General features: G+C 67.9%; 12 protein-coding genes. 5 read left to right on the forward strand and 7 right to left on the reverse strand.

Annotated features, from left to right (window positions below):
- Positions 1–3 precede the first annotated feature (3 nt).
- From EV649_RS14080 to EV649_RS14095, 4 genes are all read right to left on the reverse strand, one after another.
- On the reverse strand, positions 4–345 hold the full coding sequence (locus EV649_RS14080; RefSeq protein ID WP_130383899.1) for a metalloregulator ArsR/SmtB family transcription factor: 342 nt from the start codon (positions 343–345) through the stop codon (positions 4–6).
- 320 nt (positions 346–665) lie between these two features.
- Positions 666–2126 (reverse strand): ATP-binding protein, encoded by a 1461-nt coding sequence (locus EV649_RS42010; protein WP_130383900.1) that lies wholly within the window; start codon positions 2124–2126, stop codon positions 666–668.
- Positions 2126–3787 (reverse strand): FAD-dependent oxidoreductase, encoded by a 1662-nt coding sequence (locus EV649_RS14090; protein WP_130383901.1) that lies wholly within the window; start codon positions 3785–3787, stop codon positions 2126–2128. The genes EV649_RS42010 and EV649_RS14090 overlap by 1 nt, the downstream gene beginning before the upstream one ends.
- Before the next feature lie 102 nt (positions 3788–3889).
- Positions 3890–4990: a chitinase gene (locus EV649_RS14095; RefSeq protein WP_241998181.1), complete on the reverse strand. Its 1101-nt coding sequence runs from the start codon at positions 4988–4990 to the stop codon at positions 3890–3892.
- 92 nt (positions 4991–5082) lie between these two features.
- Between EV649_RS14095 and EV649_RS14100 the strand changes: the two genes are divergently transcribed.
- Positions 5083–5856, forward strand: coding sequence for a class I SAM-dependent methyltransferase (locus tag EV649_RS14100; protein ID WP_157996238.1), 774 nt, complete (start codon positions 5083–5085; stop codon positions 5854–5856).
- Positions 5857–5999: 143 nt separating this feature from the next.
- Entirely contained in the window at positions 6000–8990 is a 2991-nt protein-coding gene (locus EV649_RS14105) for a S8 family peptidase (protein WP_198682501.1), read from the forward strand.
- On the opposite strand, the gene EV649_RS14110 is transcribed toward EV649_RS14105, so the two are convergent.
- The gene (locus EV649_RS14110) at positions 8987–9742 is read right to left on the reverse strand and encodes a transcriptional regulator (protein WP_130383903.1); all 756 of its coding nucleotides are present in this window, start codon (positions 9740–9742) and stop codon (positions 8987–8989) included. The two genes, EV649_RS14105 and EV649_RS14110, sit on opposite strands and share 4 nt — an antisense overlap.
- A gap of 85 nt (positions 9743–9827) precedes the next feature.
- Positions 9828–10175 carry a hypothetical protein gene (locus EV649_RS14115; RefSeq protein ID WP_130383904.1) on the reverse strand — a complete coding sequence of 116 codons (348 nt, stop codon included), beginning with the start codon at positions 10173–10175 and terminating at the stop codon, positions 9828–9830.
- Positions 10176–10341: 166 nt separating this feature from the next.
- Between EV649_RS14115 and EV649_RS42015 the strand changes: the two genes are divergently transcribed.
- From EV649_RS42015 to ligD, 3 genes are read left to right on the forward strand one after another with little or no spacing between them, the layout of a single operon-like run.
- The gene (locus EV649_RS42015) at positions 10342–11475 is read left to right on the forward strand and encodes a helix-turn-helix transcriptional regulator (protein ID WP_277875657.1); all 1134 of its coding nucleotides are present in this window, start codon (positions 10342–10344) and stop codon (positions 11473–11475) included.
- Between the two features lie 13 nt (positions 11476–11488).
- Positions 11489–12634 (forward strand): branched-chain amino acid aminotransferase, encoded by a 1146-nt coding sequence (locus EV649_RS14125; protein ID WP_130383906.1) that lies wholly within the window; start codon positions 11489–11491, stop codon positions 12632–12634.
- 35 nt (positions 12635–12669) lie between these two features.
- Positions 12670–13635, forward strand: coding sequence for a non-homologous end-joining DNA ligase (gene ligD / locus EV649_RS14130; RefSeq protein WP_130383907.1), 966 nt, complete (start codon positions 12670–12672; stop codon positions 13633–13635).
- A 197-nt stretch (positions 13636–13832) separates the two neighbouring features.
- Here ligD and EV649_RS14135 read toward each other — a convergent pair whose 3' ends face one another.
- Positions 13833–14435 (reverse strand): TetR/AcrR family transcriptional regulator, encoded by a 603-nt coding sequence (locus EV649_RS14135; protein WP_198682502.1) that lies wholly within the window; start codon positions 14433–14435, stop codon positions 13833–13835.
- Positions 14436–14485 lie beyond the last annotated feature (50 nt).

Genomic DNA, 14485 nt, shown 5'->3' on the forward strand with positions numbered 1-14485 from the left:
CGGTCATTCCTCCAGCCGTGTCTGCTTCAGGTCCTGTACGTACGCATCCAGTCGGTCGAAGCTCTCGTTCCAGAACTGCTCGAACCCGCCGGCCCACTCGTGGACCGGTCGCAGCCCGCGGGCATCCAGTCCGTACAGCCGCTGCTTGCCCGCCTTTCGGTCCCGCACCAGCCCCACCTCCCGCAGCACCCGCAGGTGTTTGGACGCCCCCGGCTGAGTCATCCCGAGCTCCTGAGCCAACTCGGTCACCGGCCGCTCACCCGCCCGCAGCAACACCAGGATCTCCCGGCGCTGCGGCTCGGCGATCGCGTTGAAGACGTCCGACGTCGTCGCTGCTCGTGCCATACTCGCCATCATATGCCCATATCGGAATGCGTCAAGCGGGTGTCACGCCGGCGTTCCCACGATCCAGACCTGACTACATCCATGCTGTCCCACTTTGTGCACCAGACCCGCAGGCTCAGCGCCCGTCGACACGGATCCGGTGCACAAAGTGACTCGGGTGGAGGGTCAGCCGCCTTCGGTTGGGAAGAGGATCGGGCTGAGGAGGTAGCGGGAGCGGTCCGGGGGTTGCCTCGTTCGACAGGACCGGCGTGATCGACGCTTGCTCCTGCCGCAACCGGAAGCGTCGCGGCAGTCGTCGCCGCTATCGTCGACTGGTTGCCTTAAGCAAGTAGCGCCGGGTCGGACTCCAGCTCGCGTTCCGGATTCAGGGGCAGGACGATCTTGAAGACGGTGCGGCCCGGCTCGGACTCGACGCGCAGGTCGCCGTGGTGCTTCTTCACCACGATGCGCCAGGAGATGTCGAGGCCCAGGCCGGTGCCTTCGCCGATCGGCTTGGTGGTGAAGAACGGCTCGAAGATGCGGCGCCGGATCTCGTCGGGGATGCCCGGTCCGGTGTCGCCGATCTCGACGACCGCGTAGGCGCCGTCGCGGCGGGTGCGGATCGTCAGTGTCCCGGATCCGCCCATCGCGCTCACCGCGTTGTCGATGATGTTCGTCCACACCTGGTTGAGTTCCGCGGCGTACGCCGGGATCGCGGGCAGCTCGGGATCGAAGTCCTTGACGATCTCGTACCCCTGCAGCTTCCCCGACATCATCACCAGCGTCGACTTCAGCAGCTCCCGCAGATCAACGGTCTGGTACGGCGCCCGGTCGATCTGCGAGTACTGCTTCGCGGCGCCGACGAGGGTCGAGATCCGGGTCACGGAGTCGTCGATCTCGTTCATCAGCGACTCGGTGTCGATGGTGTACATCAACCACCGCACGGCGCCCTCGAGGTACGTCGGGCCGACCGCCGCCAGCACGTTCTCCATCCACGGCACGTCCAGGCCCGCGGCGGCGAGCACCGGCGCCACGTCCCAGCTCGCCTGGACGTCGTGGTCGTCGAGCCAGTCCGTCAGCGTGTCCTCGCGATCGGACAACTCCATCGGCGGGAGGTCCTTGTCCTTGTTCTTCTCCAGCCGCTCGACCGCGTCGTCCTGTAACGCGACGATCTGGTGCAGCTTGGTCGCGTCGAGGGTGCCGTCGGCGAGCATCGCGAGCTTCGACCGCATCCCGGACACGCGCTGCCGCAGGGTCGCCGCCGCCCGGACCGCGGCGGCGGCCGGGTTGTTCAACTCGTGGGTCAGACCCGCGGACAAGGAGCCGAGGGCAAGCAACCGCTCACGCTCGCCGAGCGTCTCGTTGGTCCGCCGCATGCCCATCACGAAGCCCTCGATCAGGTGCACTGCCATCGGGAACCAGGTGTTCATCATCGTCGCCATCGTCTCGGCGCTGATCACGAAGAACTCCGACGGCCCGGTCACCTGCATCGTCGCGGTGTAGGACTTGTGGTCGTTGGCGCCGAAGAACGCGTTGAACGCACCGGAGTACACCCCGCGCTGGCCGGTCCGGTTGATCTCCACGAGCTCGCCGTGCGACAGCTTGCAGAGCCGGATCTCACCCGAGAGCAGGACGTAGCAGCAGGTCGCCTCGTCGCCTTCGTTGAATACGGTCCCGTCGTGCACGTCCTCGACGTGCCCGACTTGGGACAGCCACTGGAGCTGCTCGTCGGTGAGGCTCTCGAAGAGGAACAGCGTGCGCAGCTCGTCGGGCGTCAGCCGCTTCACAGCTTGGTCAGTCATCAGAGCATCTCCAGGTATCGGTGCACCAGTGTCACGGCCATCGCTCCGTCGCCGACCGCGGAGGCGACCCGCTTCACCGACTCGGCCCGTACGTCGCCGGCGGCGAACACGCCCGGCATGCTCGTCTCCAGGTGGTACGGCTCCCGCTCCAGCGGCCAGCCCGGCGGTCTGCCGTGCAGGTCGGGTCCGGTGAGCACGAAGCCTCGGTCGTCGCGGAGCAGGTCACCGGGCAGCCAGTCCGTCCGCGGGGCCGCGCCGATGAACACGAACATCCATTCCGTGTCCACCTCACGCTTCTCCCCGGTCTCGCTGTTCAGCAAGGTGAGGTGTTCCAGGTGCTCCGAGCCGATACAGGAAACGACCTGCGTGCAGGTGTGCACCTCGATGTTGTCGATCCCGTCGATCTGGTCGATGAGGTACGACGACATCGTCGCGGTGAGCGATGGTCCTCTCACCAGCATATGCACGCGTTTCGCATGCCTCGAGAAATAGACCGCCGCCTGACCGGCCGAGTTGGCCCCGCCGATGATGTACACCTCGGCGCCGGCGCACGCCGGACCCTCGGTGGTCGCCGAGCCGTAGTAGATGCCACGGCCGCACAGATCGTCGACACCGGGCGCCTGAAGCGTCCGGTACGAGACGCCGGTCGCCAGGATCACCGAATGCGCCGAGATCTCGCTCCCGTCCGCGAACCGCAACTGGCGCGCGTTGCCGAGCGTCTCGAGCCCGACGACCTGCCTGGTCGTCAGCAGCTCGGCCCCGAACCGGACCGCCTGTCGCCGGGCCCGGTCCGTCAACTGCGCGCCGGACACCCCGTCCGGGAAGCCCAGGTAGTTCTCGATCCGGCTCGACTGCCCGGCCTGACCACCGGTCGCCACCTGCTCGACCAGCACGGTCCGCAGGCCCTCGCTGGCGCCGTACACCGCTGCGCCGAGCCCTGCCGGGCCGCCGCCGACCACGACCAGGTCGTAGAAGTCCTTCGCCGGCGCCGTGGACAGACCGACCTTCTGCGCCAGTTCGGCCTCGGACGGAGCGATCATCACCGTGGCGTCGGGCGTGATCACGACCGGCAGCGTCGTACCGTCCACGTCGGCGGCGTCGAGTAGCCGCCTGGCCTCGTCGTCGTCGACGTTCAGCCAGCGGTACGGCACCGCGTTGCGGGCGAGGAAGTCGCGGGCCGCGAACGACGGCGCCGACCAGCGGTGACCGATCACCCGGGTCTCGTCGCCGGACGGCTCCGGGGTCGACCGCCACAGGTCGAGCATCGCGTCGACCACCGGATACAGCTTCTCCTCCGGCGGATTCCACGGCTTCAGCAGGTAGTGGTCGAGGTCGACCACGTTGATCGCCTGGATCGCGGCATCGGTGTCGGCGTACGCCGTCAGCAGCACCCGGCGGGCCAGCGGGAACAGATCCATCGCGGCCTCGAGGAACTCGATCCCGGACATCTGGGGCATCCGGTAGTCGGCCAGCAGCAGCGCGACCGGCTCACCACGGAGCTTCAGCTCCTTCAGCGCGTCCAGCGCCTGCACCGGGTTCTCCGCCCGGACGATGCGGTTCTCCTCGCCGTACCGACGGCGGAGGTCACGGGCGATCGACCGGGAAACGCCGGGATCGTCGTCGACGGTGAGGATCACCGAGCGGGTCGTTGACGCTGTCATGCCTCCTTCATACCAGCGCCGACCCACAAACAGGGATCGGTAATCCACAGGCCCTCGTCCGGTTCGCGACGGGCTGATCGCGAACCGGACGAGAGGGGCGGCCTACGGGAGGGCGTCGAGGTACGGCGCGTGGCTGTTCTGGAACTCCCAGTCGTAGTAGTGGTCCCAGTTGATCGACCACGTCATCAGCCCGCGGAAGCCCGGCGAAGTACCGCCGCGGAGGCTGTAGCCGCCGCAGTTCTGGCCCTTCACCAAGCAGTCGAGCGCTTCGTGCACGGCTGCCGGGGCGGTGTAGCCGTTGCCTGCGCTGACCGCTGCCGGGAGCCCGAAACCGATCTGGTCGTCGCGCAGTCCCGGAAACGTCTGACCGGTGTTCGCCACCGGGAAGCCGGCCTTGACCATGTCGGTCATCGCGATGTGGAAATCCGCGCCGCCCATGGTGTGGTACTGGTTGTCCAGGCCCATCACCGGACCGGAGTTGTAGTCCTGGACGTGCAGCACTGTCAGCGAGTCCCGCATCGCGTGGATGACCGGCAGGTACGAACCGGTCCGGTTGTCGCCGCCGCTTGAGCCGCCGTAGAACTGGTAGCCGACCTGCACGAAGAACGTCTCCGGCGCCATCGACAGCACGAAGTTCTCGCCGTACTTCGCCTTCAGGGTCTTCAGCGCCGAGATCAGATTGACGATCACGGCCGTCGTCGGGTTGCGGAAGTCGGTGTCGCCCGCGTCCAGATAGAGCGAATGCCCCTCGAAGTCGATGTCGAGCCCGTCCAGGCCGTAGCGGTGGATGATCGCGCTCACCGAACTGACGAACGCGTCCCGGGCCGCGGTGGTGGTCAGCTGCACCTGCCCATTCGCGCCGCCGATGGAGATCAGCACCTTCTTACCCGCAGCCTGCTTGGCCTTGATGGCCGCTGCGAAGTCCGCGTCACTCTCCACGTTCGGACACTCGCTGGCCGGACACCTGTTGAACCTGATGTCACCGGACGTCACCGACGTCGGCTCACCGAACGCCAGGTTGATGATGTCCCATTCCGCCGGTACGTCGGCCATCCGCACGTAACCGGACCCATTGGCGAAGCTGGCATGCAGGTACCCGATCAACGCATGCTTCGCCAGCTCGGCAGACGTCGCCTGAGCCGGAACCGTCACACCGGTCAGCAGAACCCCGAGAACCCCGAGAACCACAGCAAGCCATCGCATGGTTATTTAGTAGAGACGTTCCATAACTCATGGTCAATGCATCGGAACGGCGGGTACCCGACGCTGTCGGGAACCGGCCTAGGGTGGATGCCGTGAGTGACATCGACTGGGGCAAGGGCAGCTACGAACCGACCGCGGCGGACCTACTGCCCGCAGCTCGGGAGCTGGTGACGGCGGCGAACGTCCGACCCGGTGAGCACGTGGTCGACGTCGGCGCGGGCACCGGCAACGTCGCCCTCCTCGCCGCCGACCTCGGCGCCCGCGTCACCGCGGTCGAGCCGGCCGCCCGGCTCCGCGAGGTGATCGCCGAGACCGCCCTGGACCGCGACCTGACAGTCGTCGACGGCAGGGCCGCGTCGATCCCCCTGCCGGACTCGTCCGCCGACGTGATCCTGTCCAACTTCGCCGTCATCTTCGCCCCCGACCCCGCCGCGGCCTTCACCGAACTCGCCCGCGTCGCAAAGCCGACCGGCCGCATCCTGCTGACCACGTGGCAACCGGGCGTCCTCAGCAAGCTCGTCGGCGTCCTCATCGCCGCGCTCCGCGAAGTCACCGGCGGCGACATGGGCACCCCGTTCAACTGGCACGACCCGAACGCCCTGTCCGAGCTGCTCGCTCCCCACGGCTTCGCCGTCTCCGGCAGAACCCTCGACCTCGACATCGTGACAGCCTCCGCCGCCGAGTACTGGGACACCCGCATCGCCACCCACCCCCTAGGCATAGAAACGCTGCCCATCCTTAAGAAGGCAGGTCGCCTCGAAGAGGTCCGCAACCGCGTCCTGGGCATGATCGACGAGGACTGGACCACCTCAACCGGCCAGGTGCGCCTGAAGGCGCAGTACCTCCTGGCAACGGCGGTGCGCTGACTGGCAGGTTTTCGCCAGCGGCTAGTTGAAGCCAAAACCGTGTGGTCGGAGCGGTGGATTGGCAGGCTCTTCGGCGTCCGAGCTCGGGGGCGGGCGGCCGGGGCTACAGCCACGGCCAGGACAACATGCCGTGGAGGCATCACGTGAACCATCCGAACCTGCGTCGGCGCGTCGCACTGCTTGCAGGCGCCGCGCTGATCACCACCGCCTTGGTGGCTCCACCAGGCTCCGCTGCACCAGGAATAGATGCGCCGTCCAGCAGCCGTTTCACCTTCGCACCCGGGCGGTACGTCGTAACGCTGGCCGACAAGCCGCTCGCGACGTACCAGGGTGGCGTGACTGGGCTCAAGGCCACCAAGCCGGCAGCTGGTCGCAAGGTCGAGGTCAACAGCACCAGCGGGAAGGCGTACCGCGCCTACCTGACCGGCAAGCACGCACAGGTCGCTGCGAAGGTCGGAGCCCACGTCGACCACGACTACTCGACCACACTGAACGGCTTCGCCGCTTCGCTCACCTCGAAGCAGGTCAACGAGCTCACCAAGACCCCTGGTGTGATGGCCGTCGTACCCGACCAACTGCACGTCCTCCTGGACGACCGCAACCCGACCGACTTCCTGAAGCTGTCCGGCCAGACCGGCGTGTGGAACAAGCTCGGCGGTACGGCGACCGCGGGCCAGGGTGTCGTCGTAGGTGTGGTCGACACCGGCATCTGGCCCGAGAGCGCATCGCTGTCCGGTCCCAAGCTCGGCACCGAGCCGCCGACGGATGCGGACCCCTACCGTCCGTACCTGTCCGGCTCGACGACTGTGATGCAGAAGGCCGACGGCAGCACGTTCACCGGCAGCTGCGAGGCCGGTCAGGACTTCACCGCCGACCTGTGCAACACCAAGCTGATCAGTGCGAAGTACTTCGGCGACGGGTGGCTCAGCCTGGTCCCGCCGGACCGGCGTGCCGACTACGAGTCGCCGCGCGACGGCGAGGGCCACGGGACGCACACCGCGACCACCGCGGCCGGCCGAGCTGACGTGGACGTCGTACTGGGTGGCCGTGACCTCGGTACCGTCACTGGCGTCGCACCGGCCGCCAAGATCGCCGTCTACAAGGCGCTCTGGTCCGGCAAGGCGACCCAAGACTCAGGTGGTCTCACGTCCGACATCGTCGCTGCTATCGACCAGGCAGTCGCAGACGGCGTCGATGTCATCAACTACTCGGTCGGCTCGATCTTCGAGTCCCCAGCCACGGACCCGATCCAGCTGGCGTTCCTGTCCGCTGCGTCAGCAGGTGTCTTCGTCTCCGCAGCCGGTGGCAACTCCGGCCCGGACGCGTCGACGCTCGACAACACCTCTCCCTGGGTGACCACGGTCGGCGCCACCACGGTCGCGCCGTGGTCCGGGACTGTTGTGCTGGGCAACGGCCAGAAGTACTCCGGTGTGAGCACGACGGTGACGTCGCCGACGGGCAGCAAGCCGCTCGTCAACGGAGCTGCAGTCAAGAAGGAGGGCGTGAGCGACGCAGACGCGCTCATCTGCCTGGCGAACACCCTCGACCCGGGCAAGACGGCCGGCAAGATCGTCGCGTGCGACCGCGGTATCAGTGCCCGTGTCGACAAGTCCGCCGAGGTACAGCGCGCCGGTGGCGTCGGAATGGTGCTGCTGAACCTCTTCGACCAGGACGTGGTCGGCGACTCCCACGTCGTACCGACTGTGCACCTGAACGCCCCGGGCTCGCTGTCGGTGAAGTCCTACGCGTCGCAGGCAGATGCAACGGCTGAACTCGTACCGGGCAACCAGACCAGCTCCACTACGCCGTACCCGCAGATGGCCGACTTCTCGTCGCGTGGCCCGTCCCTGTCGAGCAACGGCAACCTGTTGAAGCCTGACCTCGCTGCACCAGGTGTGAACGTGCTGGCCGCTGTCGCGCCGCCTACCAACGGCGGACAGAACTACGCGTTCCTGTCGGGTACGTCGATGGCTGCACCGCACGTGGCGGGTCTGGCAGCGCTCTACCTGTCGAAGCACCCGGACTGGTCGCCGATGGCAGTCAAGTCAGCGCTGATGACCACTGCCGGCAACGTGCTGACCTCTACTGGAGCGGTCAACACCAACCCGTTCGACGCCGGCGCCGGTGAGGTGCAGCCGTCGAAGATGCTGGACCCGGGCCTCGTCTACGACTCGAGTGACACGGACTGGCTGGGCTACTTGGAGGGCACTGGCGTCAAGACCGGTACCGGCGTACCCGCCATCAACCCGAGTGACTACAACGCTCCGTCGATCGCCGTCGGCCAGTTGCTGGGCACGCAGACGATCACCCGGCGAGTGACCGCTGTGACTCCGGGCCTGTACCGGGCGACGGCTTCGGTGCCAGGCATGAAGGCCGTGGTCACGCCGTCGATCCTGTCCTTTAGCAAGGCCGGTCAGACCAAGACGTTCACAGTGAAGCTCACTCTGGACACGGCTGACTCCGGTACCACCACCAACGGCTGGCTGACGTGGCAGGGCGCCGACAAGACGGTCCGCAGCCCGATTGTCGTCGTACCGACGTCTGTGCTCGCTCCGACCGCGGTAACCGGCACCGGCGCTTCCGGCTCCACGTCGTTCACCGCAACCGTCGGCAAGGCCGGCGTACCGATCCGGTCGTACGGCGTCGTGTCCGCTCCTCTGGTGCCCGGTGCAGTACCGGCGGGTGCTGCGGACGCGGACCTGCCCGCGTACCCGGTGACGGTGACTGCCCAGACCAAGGCGGTGCAGTGGAACATCAAGACCGTCGACCCGGCCGGCAGCATCTGGCTGGTGCTCTACAAGGTCGTGAACGGTCAGATGCAGTTCCTGTCGTTCGTCGGTGACGGCTCGAACCAGGCGTCAGCCAGCCTGGCTGGACCGACTCCTGGCGTCTGGGGCGTACTCGCGATCACCCTGTCGAACCCGCCGGGCGCGAGCACAACGGAATACACGATGCAGACGAATGTCGTGACCTCCTCGACCGGCAGCTCGCTCAAGGTCACGCCGTCGGTGGCACCCGCCGCGTTCAAGCCGTTCCCGGTGACGGCCTCGTGGTCCGGGCTGGCGACCGGTCAGCGCTCGACCGGCTTCGTCGAGTTCCCGAACCGGGCCGGGACGGTGGTAACGATCAACTAGATCCAGCGGCGGCGGGCGGCCTGAACGCCCGCCTGGAACCGGGTCTGCGCGCCGAGGGCATCCATCAGCGCGCGGACCCGGCGCTGGGTCGTCCGGGGACTGATCCGCAGCCGTCGGCTGATCATGTCGTCCGTGGCTCCACCGGCCAGCAGCATCAGGATGTCGCGGTCCGGCGCCCGCAACTCCGCCACGTCGCCGTTGGCCTCCAGTTCCGGCATCGGTACGGCCAGTCCCCACAACATCTCGAACATCGCGATCAGCCCGTCGAGCAGACCGGACGACCTGATCAGCAGGTTGGACTCGGCGGGCGCCCGCTTCGTCAGCGCAACCAGCGCCGTGCTGTCGTCTCCGAGCACCATCTTCATCGGCATCTGCGGCAGCACCCGGCTCACCTCACCCGCCGCCCGCAGCTCCGGCAGCACCGCCATGACCTCCGCGGACTCGAACACCTCGAACCCGTAGATCGCCCGGTACACCAGCCCGTCGGCCAGCCGGTCCAGCTCGAGCTTCTGCTGCGACGCGGGCGGCGTCGAGTACGGCGGCCGATCCAGCGCCCGGACCTGCACCTTGCAACTGCGCTGCATCTCCTCGTACGTCCGCAGCAGCGTCGGCCCGTCCTCGATCAGCTCGACCTGGTTGCCCTCCAGAACCGGCTTCCCCCGAGCCTCCCGCAACTCGTCCGCCACCACTCGCAGCCGAGCCACCTGAGCATCCAGTTCGTCCAGCGGATCCACCACCGCACCGTCCGCCACCAGCATCACCCCTCACCAACCCGACCCAAACCCCCTCACACTAAACCGCGTCAAGTAATTCCTGACACCGATGTCTCACGCACAGCTAGGGACCGCAGTCGAGGCAGGGCCACGGGCGGCCGCAGCGTGAGCAGAGGCCGTCAGGAGCCGGCGCCGGCAGCCAGACCGTCTTCTCCTGCGTCTCGGGAGGTGGTGCGGCCGGCCGGACCGGCGGCGGGTCGAGCCAGTGCAGCCGGGTGTCGCCGTCGGCGGCGTGAACCGCCAGCAGCGACTCGATACCGTCCCAGGTCGAGGTGCTCGACCAGCGGCCGAGCCACCTGAGCGCGACGGCACCATCGGACCACTCCGCGCCTTCCGCGAGCATCCGGGAACCAGGGGCGGTGATGGGCCGGACCAGACGGAAGAGGCGAGCCTGTCGCTTCAGCGTGTTCACCTGCTCAGGGTGGCCCAGAACGCAGTGCGCACAACAGGTGTGGGCTGTGGGCTGTGGGAACAGCCCACAGCCCACATGCCCTTGTTTTCCACGGTTTTTGTCGGCGAGGGCTTGTAGCTTGGCCGGCACGCACCACATGAGCTCGAAGCGCGAACGGGGTGGTCCTGTGACCGAGACATCGATTGGGACAGCGTTTGGTCCGTTGCTGCGGCAGTGCAGGCAGGCGGTCGGGCTGAGCCTGCGCCAGCTCGCAGCACGGGTCGGGTACGACCACAGCTATCTGTCGCAGGTGGAGCGCGGGCAGCGGCCCGGCTCTGCGGACTTGGCCCGGCTCTGCGACCGGGAGCTCGGCACTGACGGGCAACTGGCTGCCACCTTCGAGCGAAGGCCCGCCCGTGCAGGTCAGCTCCGGCCGGAGGCCGACCCGCTGGAGACAGCGTGGCGAGGGCTGGTCGCGACACTCGATGCCGGCGGACCGCTGCCTGACGACTTCCGCAGTGTTCCACCGGCCCCGCTGCTACCGGAGCTGGTGAGGCAGCTGCACGGCGCTGACGGAGTGGAAGCAGCCGAGCTGAGCATGCTGATCGCCGAGACCCTCGCCAGGCTGGGTGAGCGAAGCACTGCAAGACGCTGGTGGTGGGCCGCACGCGCGGCCGCGGACGGCGTCGGCGAGGGCCCGCTGCCGGCGCTGGTGCGGGCCAGGGAAGCAATCACCGGTTTGGCCGAGCGACGTCCGTTGGCAGAGCTGCTGGAGCTCGCGAACGCATCGGTCGCGCTGGACCTGCAGGTGCCGGGCGCAGCAGGCTGCGTGCCGCGGACAGCGCAGGCACTCGTCCTTGCCGAGCTCGGCCGCACTCAGGACGCGCACCGTGCATTGCAGGAGCTGATCGGTATCGGCGACGAGCTCCTGCGCTCCACCCCACAGGCACAGCCGTATCAGTTGCACTGGGCCGAGGGACGGGTCTGCACCCTGCTGGGGTACGGCGTGGCGGGCTGCGTCCTGCTAGAGCGTGCCAGGGAGCTCTGCCCGGAGAGCTGGATCGGAGAGCGCGCACGACTCGACCTGTCCCTGGCCGAGTGCCTGGTGGTCGCGGGCGAGGTCGCAGCCGGCGTGGCCACGGCACTCCGGGTCCTGGTCGAGCTGCCGGACGAGTGGCACGACTCCTTGGTGTACGACGCTGCCGATCGGGTGCTGCACGTCGTACAGGGAGAGCCCGGTGCAGCCGAGCTACGGCAGCTGCTGGCGCGGTCGGCGTACCGGAGTGGTCGGAGTGTGGGCGGCGGGTCGAGCTGGAGGTGAGAGCAGGGGTAGCGTGCGGCGAGTGACAGGTGAACAGCGGGCAACGGTAGTGACAGACGCGTGGGACTTCGCGGTCGAGCTGCGCAGCGATCCGGCCAGCACGGAGGCCCGGGCGGCCGTCCTTGCGGATCCGGCGTTCGGACAGTCGTTCACAGACCACATGGTCGTTGCGAACTGGTCGGTGGACCGCGGCTGGCACGACTCGAAGGTCACGGCGTACGCGCCGCTCTCACTCAGCCCGGCGGCAGCTGTCTTCCACTACTCGCAGGAGATCTTCGAAGGCCTGAAGGCGTACCGGCACGCCGACGGGTCGGTGTGGGCCTTCCGGCCGGACCGGAACGCTGCCCGCTTCACTGCCAGTGCGGAGCGACTCGCGCTGCCGCAGGTCCCGGAGGACGAGTTCGTCGCGGCCCTGCGCGCGCTGGTGACCGTTGACGAAGCCTGGGTGCCGTCAGCCGAGGACGGCGAGACCAGCCTGTACCTGAGGCCGTACATGATCGCCACCGAGGCCGCACTGAGCGTCCGGCCCGCGCATGAGGTGCTGTTCGGCGTCATCGCCTCCCCCGCCGGCCCGTACTTCGACACCGGCCCTAAGCCGGTGTCCATCTGGCTGACGACCTCGACCATCCGGGCGACGCCGGGCGGGACCGGCGCAGCCAAGTGCGGCGGCAACTACGCGTCCAGCCTCGCCGGCCTGGCCGAGGCGGTCGCGAACGGCTGCGAGCAGGTCGCGTTCGTCGATGCGGTCGAGCACAAGTGGCTCGAGGAAATCGGCAGCATGAACATGTTCTTCGTGTTTGCCGACGGTCGGATCGCGACGCCCGAGCTGAACGGCTCGATCCTCGAAGGCGTCACGCGCGCGTCCGTGCTCGAGCTTGCCGCCGACCTCGGCTACCCGGTCGAAGAGCGCCGCATCTCGGCCGACGAATGGCGCGACGGCGTCCGCTCCGGCGAGATCACCGAGGTCTTCGCCTCCGGCACCGCCGCCGTCATCACCCCGATCGGCCGCCTCGCCTGGCCCGACGGCGACCTCACCATCGGCGACCACTCCGTCAAGCACGGCGTCGGCCCGGTCACCACCAAGATCCGCAGCACCCTCCTCGACCTCCAGTACGGCCGCACCCCCGACACCCGCGGCTGGCTCACCCGCCTGGCCTGATGCCGTTTGTCCCCAGCGCCGGTTAGGTTGGCGTCATGGCCCAGTCCAAGTCGAAGTCTCCGGCGATCGAGCTGGAGGTGGGTGAGCGGACCGTTCGGATCTCCAATCCGGATCGGGTGTACTTTCCCGCGCGCGGGGAGACCAAGCTGGATCTGGTGAAGTACTACCTGTCCGTCGGGGACGGGATCGTCAACGCGCTGCGGGAGCGGCCGTGCATGTTGCACCGGTTCCCCGAGGGTGTCGCGGGCGAGAAGGTGCATCAGAAGCGGCTGCCGCACGGAGCGCCGCCGTGGATGGAGACGGTCCGGGTCAAGTTCCCGCGGTACAACCGGACCGCCGACGAGCTGTGCGTCACCGAGATCGCCCACGTCGCCTGGGCGGTGCAGATGTCGACGGTCGAGTTCCACCCGTGGAACTCCCGTCGCGCCGACACCGAGACACCGGACGAGTGGCGCATCGACCTCGACCCGATGCCCGACTGCCCGTTCGATCGGGTACGGCGGGTCGCGCACACCGTTCACGATGTACTCGACGAGCTCGGCGCGGTCGGCTACCCGAAGACCTCCGGCGGCTCGGGCATCCACATCTACGTCCGCGTGGAGCCGGCGTACGGCTTCTCCGACGTACGGCGGGCCGCACTCGCGTTCGCGCGTGAGGTGGAGCGGCGGGCTCCGGACGACGTGACAACCACGTGGTGGCGCAAGGATCGCGACCCACGACTGGTCTTCGTGGACTTCAATCAGAATGCCCGCGACCACACGATCGCGGCCGCGTACTCCGTCCGCGGCAACCCCGAAGGCACCGTGTCGACCCCGATCCACTGGGACGAGATCGACGACGTGAACCCAAAGGACTTCACGATCGCCACCGTGCCGCAACGCTTCGCCGAGCTAGGCGACCTCCACGCCACGATCGACGAGAACGTCTACTCACTCGACACCCTGATGGAGTGGGCCGAACGCGACGAACGCGAAGGCGCCGAAGCCCCACCCGAGGACTGAGCGCGGACCTGCGCCACTCATCAACTGCTCCTCCCGAGCCTCGGCGAGGCATGCCCCAGCGTGACCGCAGCCACCTGACCCGGCTTGGTGAGTGGCTCAGGTCCGCATCTCCAGGCCATCACAATTGCATCGGGCGGCCCGCTCCACGCCGCACGAGGGTCTCGACGGCTCGATTGTGATGGCCTGGGCGTCGGCCTCTACCCCGCCAGCCCGTGGTGCAGGAGGTTGGTGAGGGTGTCGATGGCGTTCTCGTCGGAGATTGTCTGGCCGTTGGACGGGTTGACGACGAGCCAGGTGTAGGCGAAGCCCTCCATCAGCGCGTTCATCGCGGAGATCGTTACCAGCGGATCGGCAGGCGGGTTCGGCAGGTATGCGAAGTGCTCGACCATGTGCTGGTCGTCGTCGGCCATGATCTGCTGCAGCCGCCGCCCCAGCTCCGGGTCCACCATCGCGGCCTGTTTCACCGCGATCATCTCCGGCAGATGCGCATGGTAGAACCGCCAGAACACCGCCACATGCCAACGGATCGCTGACCGTTGACTGAAGTCGGCATCGTGCCCGGCGTCGTCGACGACCGCCTCGTCCGCTGCCGCGAGCATGTCGCGAAGCAGCGCCTCGAGCAGCTCTTCCTTGCTCGCGAAGTGGTTGTAGAACGACCCCGTCGCTCGGCCCGCGGCCGCGGTGATGTCGGTGATCTTCGTGTTCAGGTACCCGCGCTCGGCGAAGACGTCGCGCGCGGCCTGCTTCAGCGCCACCTCGGTCCCGGCCGCCCGCTGCCGGCGGCTCACCGTGTCTGTCACGAAGTACCTCCTTGACAGCGAACCCTAGTCGCGTACAAACTGAATCCGAA

It is taken from the genome of Kribbella sp. VKM Ac-2569, from assembly GCF_004216905.1.
Classification (GTDB): domain Bacteria; phylum Actinomycetota; class Actinomycetes; order Propionibacteriales; family Kribbellaceae; genus Kribbella.

What these genes read in the sequence shown, in the direction of transcription:
- ligD (WP_130383907.1), top strand. Translation starts at nt 12,670, where the DNA reads ATGGCCCAGTCCAAGTCGAAGTCTCCGGCGATCGAGCTGGAGGTGGGT.
- EV649_RS14095 (WP_241998181.1), bottom strand. Translation starts at nt 4,990, where the DNA reads ATGCGATGGCTTGCTGTGGTTCTCGGGGTTCTCGGGGTTCTGCTGACC.
- EV649_RS14090 (WP_130383901.1), bottom strand. Translation starts at nt 3,787, where the DNA reads ATGACAGCGTCAACGACCCGCTCGGTGATCCTCACCGTCGACGACGAT.
- EV649_RS14080 (WP_130383899.1), bottom strand. Translation starts at nt 345, where the DNA reads ATGGCACGAGCAGCGACGACGTCGGACGTCTTCAACGCGATCGCCGAG.
- EV649_RS42010 (WP_130383900.1), bottom strand. Translation starts at nt 2,126, where the DNA reads ATGACTGACCAAGCTGTGAAGCGGCTGACGCCCGACGAGCTGCGCACG.